The sequence below is a fragment of the Palleronia caenipelagi genome, assembly GCF_007004065.1.
GTDB lineage: Bacteria > Pseudomonadota > Alphaproteobacteria > Rhodobacterales > Rhodobacteraceae > Palleronia > Palleronia caenipelagi.
The window spans coordinates 14200-29512 of the sequence record NZ_VFSV01000035.1; the positions used below are offsets into that span (position 1 = coordinate 14200).

Genomic DNA, 15313 nt, shown 5'->3' on the forward strand with positions numbered 1-15313 from the left:
GTCCCACCGCACCTAAGGATGCGGTTCGGTCAAAGCAAGAGATTTCTTGCAGGAATCTGCGATCAGCAGAGAAACGCCGAAGGAACGTGCCAAGGCTCCACAGTTCCGGATCTGCAGCATCACAGTTCCGGATCTGCAGCATCACAAATTGGGGTATTATTATACCGTAATTTTAACCGTATGATATTGCTTCATAATATCCGATCTCTGCGCATTGACAGCACCAGCGCAATCGTTAGAAGTCCGTCATCTGATTTCACGGGGCGGCGCGCGCTGTCCTGACAGACAGACAGGAACCGAAATGAAGACTTACACCGCTAAACCGGCGGATATCGAGAAGTCCTGGATCCTGATCGACGCCGAGGGTGTCGTTCTGGGCCGTCTTGCTTCGATCATCGCCAAGCGCCTGCGCGGCAAGCATAAGCCGACCTTCACTCCGTCCATGGACATGGGCGACAACGTGATCGTTATTAATGCCGACAAGGTGCAGCTGACCGGCAACAAGCGTCAGAAGCCGCATTATTGGCACACCGGCCACCCCGGTGGCATTAAGTCCCGCACCACCCAGCAGATCCTCGAAGGGGCCCACCCCGAGCGCGTGGTGATGCAGGCAGTCAAGCGGATGCTGCCTGGCGGCCCGCTCTCGCGTGAGCAGATGCGCAACCTGCGCGTCTATGCCGGCGCTGAGCACCCCCATGACGCCCAGAAGCCCGAAGTGCTGGACGTGAAGTCCATGAACACCAAGAATACGCGGGAGGCTTACTAATGGCTGAGCAAGTGAATTCGCTCGAAGAGCTGAACGCCGCCGTTGCTGGCACCTCCGCCGAGCTCGAGTCGGAAACGCCGCGCGAGCCCGTCCGTGACGAGCTGGGTCGTTCCTACGCCACCGGCAAGCGGAAGGACGCCGTTGCCCGTGTCTGGATCAAGCCGGGCTCCGGCAAGGTCACCGTGAACGGCAAAGATGTGAACGTCTATTTCGCCCGTCCGGTGCTGCAGATGATCCTCAAGCAGCCCTTCCAGGTTGCCAATGTCGAAGGTCAGTTCGACGTGATGGCCACCGTCAAGGGCGGCGGTCTCTCCGGTCAGGCCGGTGCGGTCAAGCACGGCGTGTCCAAGGCTCTGCAGCTCTACGATCCGAGCCTGCGCGCGGCTCTGAAAGCCGCTGGCTTCCTGACCCGCGATAGCCGCGTGGTTGAGCGGAAGAAATACGGTAAGGCCAAGGCCCGCCGGAGCTTCCAGTTCTCCAAGCGCTGATCGTCGTCAGTCCGAGATACAGAAACGGCCCGCCTTTCGGTGGGCCGTTTTCTTTTGGTTCTGCCTGACCGACCGAAATCGCGCGGCTTCCGCGCACAACCGCCACAGGCAATCGTGGGGTGCGTCTGCCTGCGGGGAAATTTTTTGTATGTTTAAAGGCGGCAGGGCCGGATCAGATCACCCGCACATCCAGCGGCGGAAATCCGTTGAAGCCGACGCTCGAATAGGTCGAGGTGTAGGCGCCGCAGCCCCGGATGATCACCCGGTCCCCGGCGGCGAGGCTCAGGGGCAGGGGCATGGGGCGTTTCTCGTAGAGCACGTCCACCGAGTCGCAGGAGGGACCTGCGAGGATGCAAGGGCCGGTCTCTTCGCCGTCATGGGGTGTCTCGAACTGGTAGCGGATCGCTTCGCCCTCGGTCTCGGCGAGACCGGAGAAGCGGCCAATGTCGAGATAGACCCAGCGGTGCAGGTCGGTGTCGGATTTGCGGCTGACCAGCAGCACCTCGGCGGCGATGGCACCCGCATTGGCTACAAGGCTGCGCCCCGGCTCGGCCATGATCTGCGGTTCCGGCCCGAACAGCGCGCGGACCTGAGCCATCACGTCAGCGGCGTAGGGCTCCGCCCCGTCGATCTCGTCGCCATAGTAGCCCGGGAAACCACCGCCGATATTCAGCAGTGTCAGGTCGAATCCAGCATCGCACGCGTCGTGCCAGATCCGCGCCACCTGAGCCAGCGTGTCCGACCACATATGGGCGTAGCGGGTTTGTGAACCCACATGGAAGGACAGGCCAACGGGCTCCAGCCCGAGATCGAGCGCCAGTTGCATCAGCGGCTGCACACGCTCGGCGGCGCAGCCGAATTTGCGCGTCAGTGGCCAGTCGGCACCATTCGGCTCGACGATGACACGGATGTACACACGGGCGCCGGGGGCAGCGCCGGCGATCTTGTGCAGCTCTTCCTCGGCATCGGCGGCGAAAAGCGTGATTCCGGCCTGATGGGCAAAGGCAATGTCGCGTTCGCGCTTGATCGTGTTGCCAAAGGAGATGTTCCGGGGACGGATACCCTGGGCCAGGCACAGCTCGATTTCTCCGCGCGAGGCCGCGTCAAACCCGCAGCCCTCGGCATGGAGGCGCGCGATGATCTCGGGGTGGGGGTTCGCCTTGACCGCGTAATGTACGGCCGCGTCGCCCAGACCACGCTTGAGCGCGCGGAAGTTCTCGGCCACGATATCCGTGTCAACCACAAGGGTCGGGCGGTCGAATTCCGCGGTCTGCAGAACCGTTTCGAGTTTCGGCGAATAGTCGGGTGCGACGACGTCGCGGGCGGTATGGATCAAGGCCATCTCCAATAAGACCGGGGGCTCTTGCCCCGAAGTTTCACGGGAGACGTTACCGTCGCTACATGAGGCGGATCGGGTCCGGCGACCAGAGGCGCGTGCGTTGGCGTCTTGCGGGGCGATATGGGGCCCGGCCTGTCATATTGCAAGCTTTTTCCGAGAGGTCTGACGAATTGGCGGAGATTTGCCGCGGCATGGCCTCAGAGTTTTGGACTGCGCCCGATCCGGTTTGGCGTCAGCGCGTCGGGCCAACCAAAGTAACGCTCGATCAGGAAAAGCAGAATGCAGCCCGCGATGATGGCGAGCACGAATTTGACCCGCTTCTCCGACGGCGGACGCTGTGCCCAACGCTTGGCGCGGACCAGCCAGGTCAGCATGTTCATGCGTCACCCTCAATGCGCACCTTGCCAATGAAGGGCAGGTTTCGGTCGCGCTGAGCGTAGTCGATGCCATAGCCCACCACGAACGCGTCAGGGATTTCGAATCCGATCCATGTTGCGGTGATGTCGACTTCGCGCCGCGACGGCTTGTCCAGCAGCGCGATGGTCTCCAGCCGTGCGGGTTTGCGACTCTGCAGCAGGCCAAGAACGCTTTTCAGGGTCCGGCCGGTGTCAACGATATCCTCGACCACCAGCACGTCGCGGCCAGAAATCTCCGATGACAGGTCCTTGAGCAACCGGACCTCGCGGCTCGACGTCATAGCGTTGCCGTATGAGGACGCTTCGAGGAAATCGATCTCCACCGGCAGGCGCAACTCCCGGGCCAGATCGGCAATGAAGACGAAGGAGCCGCGCAGAAGCCCGACGACAACCAGCTTTTCGGTGTCGGCAAACCGCTCCTCGATCTCGCGGGCAAGGGCCTCGATCCGCGCCGCGATGGACTTGGCCGAGATCATCTCTTCGATGGTGTAATTCGGGATCGGATCATTTTTTGACATCGCTCTGCCCTTGATTTCATGTGCGAACCAGTTGAAACCCTCGGGCCAAGCAGGATCCGGGACGAGATATGCCGAAGCACAGCGAAACGCGCAAGTTACCCTATACCGCAGATCAGATGTTTGATCTGGTCGCAGAGGTGGAGCGCTATCCGGAGTTCCTGCCCTGGACTGCGGCTGCGCGGGTGGCCTCGCGGGAGCAGACGCCGGAGGGTGAGATCGTCATTGCCGACCTCGTGGTGTCTTTTCAGGTGTTCCGCGAAAAGTTTAAATCCCGCGTGCTGCTCCATCCGGGTCGGGACCAGATCGACACGTCTTATCTCGACGGACCATTCAAATATCTCAATTCCATCTGGCGGTTCCGAGATCTCGCCCAAGATGGCGTCGAAGTGCATTTCGAAGTCGATTTCGAGTTTCGGAATCCCATCCTCGGGGCTGCGGCGCAGATGTTCTTTACCGCTGCCATGCAGCAGATTGTCCGGGCTTTCGAGTCGCAGGCAGCCAAGCAGTACGGAACCGCCTGACCGTCAGCCAAGAGCGTCGATCAACAGCGCCAGCGCGTGCTCACGGGTGGCTCGTCGGACATGATCGCGACCGATTGGGCCGAAGTCCTGCATCTCCGACCGCGCGCCCGTCGCATCTGCGATCGCAAAGCAGACCCGCCCTTCGGGTTTATGCTCGGACGGACCTGGCCCGGCGATCCCGGTGACGGCCACGGCGAGGGTCGCACGGGAATTCGCCAGCGCTCCGGCGGCCATCTCGCGCGCCACCTCTTCGGAGACGGCGCCATGGGCTGCCAGCGTCTCGGGCGAGACGCCCAACATCTCTTCCTTGGCCGCGTTCGAGTAGGTGACGAATCCCCGGTCGAAGATCTCCGAACTGCCGGGCGGGTCGGTGATCGCGGCGGCGATCAGGCCCGCCGTGCAGCTCTCCGCCGTCGCGATCACCGCGCCCCGCTCGCGGGCAAGGCGCAGGAGATCGGCGGCTAGGCTCACACCAGCACCTGATGGGCAATAAAGGCGAGGATCACCACGCCGATCCCGGCAAACACCCCCGCAATCAGATCGTCGAGCATGACCCCGAGTGCACCCGGCCGCCGGTCGGCCCAGCCGACGGGGCCGGGCTTGCGGATGTCGAAGGCGCGGAACAGCACGAAAGCTGCGATCCAGCCCGGCCAGAGCGCGGTGATCTCCATGCTCACATGGGCCGCGCCGAGGCTGACGGGCAGGAGTGCGATCCACTGGCCCGCCACTTCATCGATCACAATCTCCGAGGCATCTTTAACCCCGGTGCGGGCACCCTCAAGCCGGATCGACCACAGGCCGATCCCTGTGACCAGCGCGATGGCAAGGAGGACCAGCACGGGCCCGCCCAGCGCATGCAAGAGCCAGAAGACGGGCAGGGCCGCGAGGGAGCCCCAGGTTCCCGGGGCAGGGCGGAGTAGGCCCACATAGCCGAAGGTGGCGACGGCGCGGCTGAGGATCATGATGCCACCAGCGCAACCGTGGCCAGGGCCGCGATGCCCTCTTCGCGCCCGGCGAATCCGAGCCGTTCCGACGTGGTGGCTTTGACCGAGACCCTGTCCGGCGCCACCCCGAGGATGCCCGCCACGGTCTGTCGCATGGCCTCGGCATGGGGACCGACCTTGGGTCGTTCACAGATCAGCGTCACGTCCGCATTGGCGATGGCATAGCCCCGCACTGTCGCTCGCGAGACGGCGTGGCGCAGGAAAATATCGCTCTCCGCGCCCTTCCATTGCGGGTCGGAAGGCGGGAAATGCTGGCCGATATCGCCATCCGCCAGCGCGCCGTAAATCGCGTCGGTGAGGGCGTGGAGCCCCACATCCGCATCCGAGTGACCCTTGAGCGCTTTGTCATGGGGCACATCCACACCACAGAGGCGCACCGCGTCCCCTGCCGTAAAGGCGTGCACATCAAAGCCGTTTCCGACACGCAGATCCATATTGGTCCTCAGCAGTTTTGCGGCGCGGTCGAAATCCGCGGCGGTGGTGATCTTCAGGTTTCTCTCTTCGCCTTCCACGATGGCAACGTCCAGCCCCGCGGCGACAGCGACTTCCACATCGTCGGCGGCGCTTCCGTCGGACACCTCATGGGCGGCGAGGATCTTGTCCAGATGAAACCCCTGCGGCGTCTGGGCGCGCCAGAGGTTGGAGCGGTCTGCTGTAGCCACCACGCGCGGCCCATCTCCGCGCCAGAGCGCATCGGTGACCGCGAGTGCAGGCGCAGCTCCCGGATGGGTGTCGAGCGCATCCAGCACCCGGTCGATCACTTCGGGGCTGACGAGCGGGCGGGCCACATCGTGGATCAGCACGTTTCGGGTGCCGGTATCAGCCAGAGCTTTCAGCCCGTTAGCCACCGAAGCCGCCCGGGTCGCGCCCCCTGTGACCACGATCAGCTCAGGCCAACCGGAGGCGCGGTCCAGGTCGCCCTCGGACAAGACCACCACGATGCGGTCGATGCGCGGGTGGCTTCGAAACGCGGCGAGGGTCCGATCCGCCACGGTCTGTCCCCCGAGGTCGCGCCATTGCTTTGGCACACCTCCGCCCGCCCGCATTCCGCGTCCGGCGGCGACGATCACCGCTGCATTGCTCATCACTCCGGCCTCCGCGCTGCATAACTTGCCGTCCGTAGACGATAGCTGCACAAATTTCGCAAGCTGACCGGTGACTGTGCCTAATTTTTGTGCAACTGCTGAAAGCGGGGGCAAATCGCCGCCTCACCCGTTTGCCTGTGCCCGACCGCTTGGCTAGGGCTCGGGACAGTCCGCGCAACAATCTCAGGTATCCTCTTGGCCTTTCGGATCGCAGATCTCTCCGTTGACACACCGGTGTTCCTCGCGCCCATGGCCGGGATCACCGACCTGCCGTTTCGCCAGATTGTCGACCGGTTTGGCTGTGGGCTGATGTTCAGCGAGATGGTCGCCAGTCAGGAGATGGTGCAGGGTCACGAGGGCGTCCGGGCGCGGGCCGTGCTGGGGCTGGATCATGGGCGCACCGGCGTGCAGATTGCCGGGCGCGAGGCCGGCTGGATGGCCGAGGCTGCCCGGCTCCTCGAAGGCGAAGGCGCGCGGCTGATAGACATCAACATGGGCTGCCCGGCCAAGAAGGTGACCAGCGGGCTATCCGGCTCGGCCCTGATGCGCGAGCCGGATCATGCCTTGTCGCTGATCGAGGCGGTGGTGGGCGCGGTTTCGGTTCCGGTGACGCTGAAGATGCGGCTGGGCTGGGACGATGACGACCTGAACGCGCCGGCAATCGCGGCGCGCGCGGAGGCGGCGGGCATCCGCATGATCACCATCCATGGCCGCACGCGCTGCCAGTTCTACAAAGGCTCCGCCGACTGGTCTGCGATCGCGCCAGTGGTCGAGGCCGTCTCTGTTCCGGTGATCGCCAATGGGGACATCACCTCCTCCGAAGCGGCCCGTGCAGCGTTGTCGGCCTCCGGCGCGGCGGGGGTGATGATCGGGCGCGGGGCGCAGGGGCGGCCCTGGCTGCCCGCGCAGATCTCTGCCGCTCTGACCGCTGGGGCGGTGCCTGAGGTGCCCGAGGGCGCCGCACTGGCCGATCTGGTCTGCGGCCATCTCGACTCGGCCTGTGAGTTCTACGGACCGGAGCTGGGGATGCGAGTCGTGCGCAAGCATCTGGGCTGGTATCTGGACCACGCTGCGCCAGAGGCGCCGCTCCGCCGGGAGATCCTCACGAGCCGCGATCCCCACCGTACAGCAGACCTGATCCGGGCGACGCTCCAGCCGGAGGTGCGGGCCGCGTGAGTGATCGGGATCACCAGTTCTGGGTGTCTCTGCCGCTGCCCGCAGTGATTCTCGGAGGTGAAGGCCGCATTGTTGACATCAACCCGTCGGCTGAGGAGCTGCTGAACAGCTCGTCCAGATCGCTGAGCGGACACCGGCTGGAGCGGCGGTTTGAGACTGAAGTCCCTTTGACCGAGGTCTTCGCCCGGGTCCGCGAGAGCGGGGCCCCGGTTTTTATGAACGGGGTCCGGGTCAAGTCCGAAGGGCGTCCGCCCGAGACCTGCAATCTGCGTGTGGCACCGCTGGTCGGACAGGAGGGGATGCTGCTGCTGTTGATCACGCCGCTCCATCTGGTCGAGCGGCTACATCAGGCCGATGCCGCGCGATCTTCGGCGCGGTCGGCGGTCGGCATGGCCGAGATGTTGGGCCATGAGATCAAAAATCCGCTGGCTGGTATCGCGGGCGCGGCGCAGCTCTTGTCCATGGGCCTGACGGGTGAGGATCGGGAGCTGACCGACCTGATCGTCGAAGAGACCCGCCGCATCGCCGCACTCATCGATCAGGTAGGACAGTTCGGAAACCTGCCCGCGCCCTCCTGCCGGGCGGTGAACCTGCATGATGTGCTCGACCGCAGCCGGAAGACCGCGGGCTTTGGTTTTGCGGCCAATATGCAGTTCGCAGAGAATTATGATCCCTCCCTGCCGCTGGCCTGGGTCGATCCTGATCAGATCCAGCAAGTTTTTCTGAACCTGATCCGCAACGCCTCCGAGGTTGCCGGGCCGGAGGGAGGGACCATCACCCTGCGCAGCTTCTATGATCACGGCTTGCGGGTCCGGCGGGTGGATGGGACCGGCGCTGCCGTGCCGCTGCAAATCGAAATTGCCGATGACGGCCCGGGCTTTGCGCCGGGACTACTGGATCAGGCGTTCGATCCCTTTGTGTCGGGACGGGAAAACGGCACCGGGCTGGGTCTGGCGCTGGTGTCGAAGATCATGAGTGATCATGACGGGATGATCGGCGTGACGTCGGTCCCCGGAGAGACGCGGATCCGCCTGTCCTTCCCGCTGGCGCCGCAAGTGTTGCGGGTTGAGGAGTAACCGATGGACGGAACAGTTCTAGTCGCCGATGACGACCGCACGATCCGCACCGTGCTGACACAGGCCCTGACCCGCGCGGGCTGCAAGGTTCACGCGACATCCTCGCTGGTCACGCTCCTGCGCTGGGTCGAGGAGGGAAAGGGCGATCTGCTGATCACCGACGTGATGATGCCGGACGGGAACGGGCTGGAGGCGCTGCCGCAGATCCGGCAACAGCGTCCTGACCTGCCGGTCATCGTCATCTCAGCCCAGAACACCATCAAGACCGCCATTCAGGCGACCGAGGCTGACGCCTACGACTACCTGCCCAAGCCGTTCGATCTGCCCGATCTGATGAAGCGCGCGGGCAAGGCGCTGGACTTGCCGCACAACGCTCCGGCAGCGAAACCTGAGCGTCCGGCCCGCGCCGAATTCGACCTGCCTCTGGTGGGGCGCACCATGGCGATGCAGACGCTTTACCGGCTGGTGGCGCGTGTCGTGAACGCGGAGATCCCGCTGCTGATTTCCGGCGAATCCGGGACCGGAAAATCGCTGGTGGCCCGTGCGGTGCACGACTTCTCAGATCGGCGGAACCTGCCCTTTGTCGCGGTCACCCGCTCCGACCTTGCGCAGATTGAGACGCCCGAGGCGCTTTTGTCCCGCGCGCGGGGCGGCACGCTGGTCTTTGAAGAGGTCAGCGACCTGCCCGACGCCGTCCAGTTATGGCTTGTGCAGATGCTGGACCGGCTGGGGGAGACGCCGCCCCGGATCATGGCCACGAGCCAGCTCGATCTGGCGCAGGAGATGGAGGCAGGCCGGTTCCGCCCCGATCTCTATTACCGGATCGCCGGCGTCTCGATCCCGGTCCCGGCTCTGCGGGAGCGGATCGACGATATCCCCCTGCTGTTCGAGCACTTCCTGCGCCGCGCCGAGGCGGATGGTGCCCCGGTCCGGACGCTGGGCCCGGGCGCAGAAGCCCTGTTTCGGCGTTACAGCTGGCCGGGTAACGTGCGTCAGCTCGAAAACATCGTGCGGCGTCTCGCACTTGCGGGAGACGACGGAGAAATCGGGCGTGACGAGGCTGAGCAGATCCTGGCTTCTCAGCCTGCGGTAGAGCGGGTCCAGAGTGCCGGGTCGGGTGAAGGGCTGCAGGCGCTGGTTGCCGCCCATATCGAGCGGTATTTCGCCATGCACGGAGATATGCTGCCGCCCCCCGGGCTCTATCAGCGGTTTTTGCGCGAGATCGAGCGGCCCCTCATCGAGATCTCCCTCGATGCGACGGCAGGAAATCAGGCACAATGCGCCCAGCTCCTTGGCATCAATCGCAATACTTTGCGCAAGAAGATCACCGACCTTGATATCCTCGTGACACGCCGCCGCAAGTTGATGTAAACCGGCAACAGAAGCGTGGCGCTGACGCATCAGCGAAAGCGACGACGACGAGTTGAGCGGTCCCGGGTCTGATCCCCGGAACAACCGGGGGTAATATGACGCGTCCTGTGTGGGTGCCCAATCTGGATGACGTGTCCCGGGTGTGGCACGACAAGCGCTTCCGTAACCGGAGCGCGTGGGTGCTGGTCGCACTGGGGCCTTGTCTGGCCCTCGCGACGTCGCTGGCGCTTGGACCGGTCAACGACATCACCGACACATGGGTGCTGCGGCTCGTGCTGCTGGCGGATCTCGTCTACATCCTCGTAATTGCCACGCTGGTGCTGATTGCGTTGGCACAGGTGATCGCGGCGCGCCGCGCGCAATCGGCAGGGGCCCGGCTGCACTTGCGCCTGACAGGGGCGTTCGCGCTCATCGCGCTGGTGCCCACCGTGATGGTCGCGGTATTTGGAGCGGCGACCATCAATCTGGGCATCGAAGGCTGGTTTTCTGACCGGGTGCGCGACGTGGTGGGCGCCTCGCTCGATGCGGCCGTGGCCTACGAGTCGGAACACCGCGAAGATCTGTCGACCGATGCCGAAGCGCTGGCGCGATATCTCTCGGTGGCCCGGTCATCGGGATTCGCGGCATCGGATGGAGAGCTGCGGCAGCTCCTCGGGCAGGGGCAGGCGCAGATCCAGCGCGGGCTGCGCGAAGCCTATGTGATTGATGGTGAAGCCGAAATTCAGGCGCGGGGCGAAGGGTCCTATCTGTTTGACTACGAGGCCCCGACTCAGGATGACATTGCCCGTGCCGCATTGGGTGAGACGGTGGTGATCGAAGATTGGGGCGTGAATGAGTTTCGCGCGCTGGTGGCGATCGACCGGATCGAAAACCGGTATCTATATGTCTCCCGCGATGTGGATGGCGGCTTGCTGGCGCTTCTCGACGACACGCAGGACAGCGTGCGTCTCTATAATCGGCTCGAAGAGGATCGCGGTCGGCTGCTCTTTGAGTTTGGTCTTCTCTATCTGGGCTTTGCGGTGATCCTGATCCTTGCGGCCATCCTTCTGGGACTGATCTTTGCCGAGCGGCTGTCGCGCCCTGTCGGACGGCTCGCCTCTGCGGCCGAGCGGGTAGGCCGTGGAGATTTCGATGTCCGCGTAGAAGAGGAAGACGGCAAGGATGAGATCTCGATGCTCGGTAGGGTTTTCAATGGCATGACGGGGCAACTTAAAGTGCAGCGTGAGCGGCTCTTGGAGACCAATGCCCAGATCGAGCGCAGACGACGCCTCTTTGATTCCGTGCTGTCGTCGGTCACCGCTGGCGTTGTTGGTCTCGACCCTGATGGACGGGTCACCTTTGTGAACCGGGCCGCTGAACGGCTCCTGTCTTTGCCCGAGGCCGCCGGACAAGCCGTGCCCATCCACATCGCGGTGCCGGAGTTCGGCCCGCTATTCGAGCGCATTTCGGGCGGCGCGGAGGAGACGGTGCAGGGCGAAGTCCGCGTCGCTCGCGAGGGGGTGCTTGAGAGTCTGCTGGTGCGGATGGCGATCCGGCGCTCAGAGGATGGTCTGCTGGAGGGATATGTGGTCGCGTTCGACGATGTGTCGGATCTTGTGGCCGCCCAGCGTATGGCCGCCTGGGGCGATGTCGCCCGCCGCATTGCCCATGAGATCAAGAACCCCCTGACGCCGATCCAGCTCTCTGCCGGGCGCATCCAGCGTAAATTTTCACGCGAAGTTTCCGAGCCCGAGAAGCTGGAGCAGATGACCGATGTGATCGTTCGCCAGGCCGAAGGATTGCGGCGGATCGTGAACGAGTTCAGCCAGTTTGCGCGTATGCCTGTCCCGGTGCGCACGAGTGTGGATTTGCGACAGATTGTCCAGTCCGCAGTGCTTTTGCAGCAGGCCGGACAGGAGGGGGTGTCTTTTGAGGTGAATCTCCCCAGTCTCCCGATGGGGGCCGAGCTAGACGAGACCATGATCGGGCAGGCGCTGACCAACCTCCTGAAAAACGCCGGCGAGGCTACGGAGAGCCTGATCAAGGCCGGAGCGCCGGAAAATTACGCGCCCGAGGTGCGCACGACCCTCGGGGCCGCCGGCGAACAGGCCTTGATCGTGATCGAGGATAACGGGATCGGCCTCCCGGAAGATCGCTCCCGGCTTTTCGAGCCATACGTCACCACGCGCGACGAGGGCACGGGTCTGGGCCTGCCAATCGTGAAGAAAATCATCGAGGAACATGGCGGGACGTTGGTTCTGACGGATGCGACACCCTTCGGATCTGATGGGCGCGCGGGGACGCGTGCCGAAATCCGGTTGCCGGTCTTAGCGGTGACGAACGAGTTGACGGAACAAGAAGAAAAGAATGCGGAGGCATCATGGGCGACATCCTGATTGTAGACGATGAGCGGGACATCCGCGAGTTGATTGGCGATATCCTCGAAGACGAGGGCTATACCTGCCGCCGCGCGGCGTCGGCTGCGGAGTGCATGGCCGAGATCGAGGCAGCTTGTCCGGCGCTGATGATCCTCGATATCTGGCTCAAAGACAGCGATATGGACGGGATTGATATCCTGAAAATCGCCCAGCGCGATTATCCGGATGTGCCGGTGATCATCATCTCGGGCCACGGCAATATCGAGATTGCGGTCGCTGCGATGAAACAAGGCGCTTACGACTATATCGAAAAGCCCTTTAACATCGACCAGCTGACCGTGGTGATCAAGCGCGCCATGGAGACCTCGCGGTTGAGGGTCGAAAATACCCAGCTGAGGCGGCGCGATGCCGAGCCGCCCGAGCTTGTGGGATCGTCCCATGCATTTCGGGCCCTGAAATCATCGCTGGACAAAGTGACCAAGTCCAACGGCCGGGTCATGCTGAGCGGGCCTGCAGGGGCGGGCAAGGAGCTTGCGGCCCGCTACATTCACGCCAATTCGGGACGGGCGAACTATCCGTTCGTCACCATCGGGTCGGCGGCGATCGATCCTGATCACATGGAAGAAACGCTGTTTGGACGCGAAGCGCCGGGGCAGGGGATCGAGCGCGGCCTGCTGGAGCAGGCGGATGGCGGGGTGGTCTATCTCGACGAGGTCGGGGACATGCCGCTGACCACCCAATCGAAGATTTTACGGGTTTTGGTGGACCAGTCTTTCACCCGTGTGGGAGGCAGCGAAAAAGTCCGGGTAGATGTGCGGGTTCTGTCCTCGACCAATCGCAACCTTGAACTGCTCGCCGAGGAGGGAAAATTCCGGCTGGAGCTGTTCCACCGGCTGGCTGTCGTGCCGATCGAGGTGCCGTCGCTCGATGAGCGGCGGGAAGATATTCCGGAGCTGGCCGAGTTTTTTCTGGGCTATTTCAACCGACGGCAAGGGATGCCCCTGCGACGGCTCAGCGATGACGCGCGGGCCCTCCTGCAAACCATGGTCTGGCCTGGAAATGTGCGTCAGTTGCGCAACATGATTGAGCGGGTTCTGATCATGGGGGACGGCGGCGACCAGATCACCGCCGCGGATCTGCCGGCACAGGAGAACGATGATGCGGATGAAGACAATGGGCGGCTTCTGCTCTCGGGTGGTCTGGCGACCTTACCTCTGCGGGAAGCTCGCGAGCTGTTTGAGAGGGAATACTTGCTAACGCAGATCAACCGGTTTGGCGGAAATATCTCCCGGACGGCGAATTTCGTAGGCATGGAACGCTCAGCCCTGCATCGGAAACTGAAATCCTTGGGCGTGGTGACGAGTTCGAAACAGGGGACCCGCGTGGCGCATCTGGACGGGCAAAAGGCGGAAGGCTGATGCCGTTCCGCGACCATCGGCTGGACGTTGCCGGCCGACGCGTGACCTATGTGGATGAGGGGCCGCGTGACACGGGGCAGCCGCCCTTGATTTGTCTGCATGGCGCTGCCTTCGATCATGCGGAGCTCACATGGCGTCTGACCACGGCTGCGTTGCGCGACCAGCGGCGGATTATTGTGCCCGATCTGCCCGGCTACGGACAGAGCGCTGATCTGGAGGGACCTGCGGGGCTGGACGCAATGGGCGCATGGGTGTTGGATTTTCTGGATGCTTTGGATTTGGAGCAGGTTGATCTGGCGGGGCTGTCCATGGGTGGCGGTATGGCGCTGTGGGTCACGATCCATGCGCCAAACCGGGTGCGGAAGCTGATACCGGTGTGCCCTTACGGCCTGATGTCACGTGTTCCGGCGCATCTGCTGAGCTATATGGCGGTGCGGGCAGGCTTTCTGGCGTTGACCTATCGGGCCGCTGCGAATTCCGCGCAGATGGCGCGTTTGGGACTGGCGCGGAGCTATGGCGATCCGGCACGCGTCAGTGCCAAGGCGGTGTCCGAACTGCGTCTGACCGCCGAAGATCAGGCGGAACGGCGGACCTTTGACAGGTTTCTGGAGGTCGAGATGCGAGCAGGAGGCCTCCGCTCGGATCTGACACCGCAGCTGGGCGGGATCACCGTGCCCACGCTGCTGATCGGCGGCAGCGCGGACCGTCTGGTCCCGGCGCGTCATGTGCGGAAGGCGGGCAAGCTCATCCCCGACGCGCGCTGCGTCATCCTGCCGACGGGTCACTGGCCCATGCGCGAACGTCCAGATCTGTTTAATCCGTTGGTGTCCCGGTTTTTGGCGGCCTAAGACCGTCTTTGGGGGTCCTACCCGTTGACTTTTCTTTGGAAAATTTGAACCTATAACTTTGTACAGTGAATTGTGGCTCATTTTCTTCAAATAGACCCATTAGTCCATGCTGATCAACAGGCTCCGGCGGCGATATGCGGCCTCTGATGGCGGTCGGCGCCGGGGGTGAGGCCTCGGAGCAGTGTGATCAGCCAGATGAAATGGCACAGACAGACCCTCAGGTGGCGCAGGATCATGCGGATGTTGTGACCGCAGCCGCAGAGGACCGCGAAAAGGGCATCACCTTCGGTTCCTTTGAGAGGGCATCGGGTCAGACGTCCGTCGGCTTTCATATGGCCCGTCATTGGTTCGATGGCGCTTCGTCGTCGCAGCAGTTTCGCGATGGTCCTGGTGACGCCGCGCCTTGCACCGCTGATGAAGACCTTCACTGTTTCAACGCCGTGGCCACGGCAGCCACGGTCGACGAAGGCCATGTCCGGGCGCCGGTCGGTCAGGATGTCCACCTGTTCCAGTGCCGCGTGCAGAGTGTGCCCGTCGAAAGGGTCGTAAGGATTGCCCGGCGGTGATCGCATGCCGGCGACGAAGCCACCTTACGCGGTGGTCGCGACGCTGACCTTCGTGCCGAACTCATAGCGCTTGTGCGCCTTGCCTTTCGAGATACAAGCCACCGCCGGTTCGTGCAGGCTGTAAAGCGTCTYTCGGTCCTKTGGCTTCTGCGCCAGCAACCGGTTTACCAGCGCCGTCATCTCCGCGATCCGCGCTTTCAGCGGTCCCTCAGTCCCCTTGTCTGTCTGCCGTTCGATGTCGCGCAGCACGCGGCCGGTATAGCCCTTGAGCCGACGCAGGGCCTTGCGCATCCTCCTGAACTGGCGGGCGTGGGCATCGCGCCCGACCTGCCCGCAAAGCCGGGGGCCGAGGCGATTGTCGTTC

Annotated in this window: 15 protein-coding genes and 1 pseudogene; 9 read left to right on the top strand and 7 right to left on the bottom strand. The window is 63.5% G+C overall.

All coding sequences use genetic code 11. The annotated features are described in order from the left end of the window. The first annotated feature begins 301 nt into the window (after window positions 1–301). Window positions 302–766, top strand: coding sequence for a 50S ribosomal protein L13 (rplM, locus tag FEV53_RS15260; protein WP_142835664.1), 465 nt, complete (start codon window positions 302–304; stop codon window positions 764–766). Further along, window positions 766–1254, top strand: a complete 489-nt coding sequence (gene rpsI / locus FEV53_RS15265; RefSeq protein WP_142835665.1) for a 30S ribosomal protein S9 — start codon at window positions 766–768, stop codon at window positions 1252–1254. Before rplM ends, rpsI begins: the two co-directional genes overlap by 1 nt. A 172-nt stretch (window positions 1255–1426) precedes the next feature. Here rpsI and FEV53_RS15270 read toward each other — a convergent pair whose 3' ends face one another. The 3 genes from FEV53_RS15270 to hpt all read right to left on the bottom strand — a co-directional run bounded on the left by FEV53_RS15270 (window position 1427) and on the right by hpt (window position 3527). Beyond that, complete coding sequence (locus FEV53_RS15270; RefSeq protein WP_142835666.1) at window positions 1427–2596, bottom strand: type III PLP-dependent enzyme; 1170 nt, start codon at window positions 2594–2596, stop codon at window positions 1427–1429. Between the two features lie 194 nt (window positions 2597–2790). Further along, window positions 2791–2973: a hypothetical protein gene (locus FEV53_RS15275; protein ID WP_142835667.1), complete on the bottom strand. Its 183-nt coding sequence runs from the start codon at window positions 2971–2973 to the stop codon at window positions 2791–2793. Then, complete coding sequence (hpt, locus tag FEV53_RS15280; protein WP_142835668.1) at window positions 2970–3527, bottom strand: hypoxanthine phosphoribosyltransferase; 558 nt, start codon at window positions 3525–3527, stop codon at window positions 2970–2972. Before hpt ends, FEV53_RS15275 begins: the two co-directional genes overlap by 4 nt. A gap of 68 nt (window positions 3528–3595) precedes the next feature. Between hpt and FEV53_RS15285 the strand changes: the two genes are divergently transcribed. Further along, window positions 3596–4048: a type II toxin-antitoxin system RatA family toxin gene (locus tag FEV53_RS15285; RefSeq protein WP_142835669.1), complete on the top strand. Its 453-nt coding sequence runs from the start codon at window positions 3596–3598 to the stop codon at window positions 4046–4048. A gap of 3 nt (window positions 4049–4051) precedes the next feature. Here FEV53_RS15285 and FEV53_RS15290 read toward each other — a convergent pair whose 3' ends face one another. The 3 genes from FEV53_RS15290 to FEV53_RS15300 are packed head-to-tail and all read right to left on the bottom strand — an operon-like array spanning window position 4052 to window position 6137. After that, the gene (locus FEV53_RS15290; protein WP_142835670.1) at window positions 4052–4519 is read right to left on the bottom strand and encodes a CinA family protein; all 468 of its coding nucleotides are present in this window, start codon (window positions 4517–4519) and stop codon (window positions 4052–4054) included. Then, entirely contained in the window at window positions 4516–5010 is a 495-nt protein-coding gene (locus tag FEV53_RS15295; RefSeq protein ID WP_142835671.1) for a phosphatidylglycerophosphatase A family protein, read from the bottom strand. The genes FEV53_RS15290 and FEV53_RS15295 overlap by 4 nt, the downstream gene beginning before the upstream one ends. Beyond that, on the bottom strand, window positions 5007–6137 hold the full coding sequence (locus FEV53_RS15300; protein WP_142835672.1) for a bifunctional 2-C-methyl-D-erythritol 4-phosphate cytidylyltransferase/2-C-methyl-D-erythritol 2,4-cyclodiphosphate synthase: 1131 nt from the start codon (window positions 6135–6137) through the stop codon (window positions 5007–5009). The genes FEV53_RS15295 and FEV53_RS15300 overlap by 4 nt, the downstream gene beginning before the upstream one ends. 195 nt (window positions 6138–6332) lie before the next feature. Between FEV53_RS15300 and dusB the strand changes: the two genes are divergently transcribed. The 6 genes from dusB to FEV53_RS15330 all read left to right on the top strand — a co-directional run bounded on the left by dusB (window position 6333) and on the right by FEV53_RS15330 (window position 14383). Continuing rightward, window positions 6333–7313, top strand: a complete 981-nt coding sequence (gene dusB / locus FEV53_RS15305) for a tRNA dihydrouridine synthase DusB (RefSeq protein ID WP_142835673.1) — start codon at window positions 6333–6335, stop codon at window positions 7311–7313. After that, window positions 7310–8389 carry a two-component system sensor histidine kinase NtrB gene (locus FEV53_RS15310; RefSeq protein WP_142835674.1) on the top strand — a complete coding sequence of 360 codons (1080 nt, stop codon included), beginning with the start codon at window positions 7310–7312 and terminating at the stop codon, window positions 8387–8389. The genes dusB and FEV53_RS15310 overlap by 4 nt, the downstream gene beginning before the upstream one ends. Window positions 8390–8392: 3 nt before the next feature. After that, window positions 8393–9760: a response regulator gene (locus FEV53_RS15315; RefSeq protein ID WP_142835675.1), complete on the top strand. Its 1368-nt coding sequence runs from the start codon at window positions 8393–8395 to the stop codon at window positions 9758–9760. Window positions 9761–9855: 95 nt separating this feature from the next. Beyond that, complete coding sequence (locus FEV53_RS15320) at window positions 9856–12135, top strand: sensor histidine kinase NtrY-like (protein WP_142835676.1); 2280 nt, start codon at window positions 9856–9858, stop codon at window positions 12133–12135. Then, the gene (ntrX, locus tag FEV53_RS15325) at window positions 12120–13535 is read left to right on the top strand and encodes a nitrogen assimilation response regulator NtrX (protein ID WP_142835677.1); all 1416 of its coding nucleotides are present in this window, start codon (window positions 12120–12122) and stop codon (window positions 13533–13535) included. Before FEV53_RS15320 ends, ntrX begins: the two co-directional genes overlap by 16 nt. After that, the gene (locus FEV53_RS15330) at window positions 13535–14383 is read left to right on the top strand and encodes an alpha/beta fold hydrolase (protein WP_142835678.1); all 849 of its coding nucleotides are present in this window, start codon (window positions 13535–13537) and stop codon (window positions 14381–14383) included. The genes ntrX and FEV53_RS15330 overlap by 1 nt, the downstream gene beginning before the upstream one ends. Before the next feature lie 113 nt (window positions 14384–14496). On the opposite strand, the pseudogene FEV53_RS15335 reads toward FEV53_RS15330, so the two are convergent. Continuing rightward, window positions 14497–15313, bottom strand: a pseudogene (locus FEV53_RS15335) (transposase family protein); the annotation flags it as partial.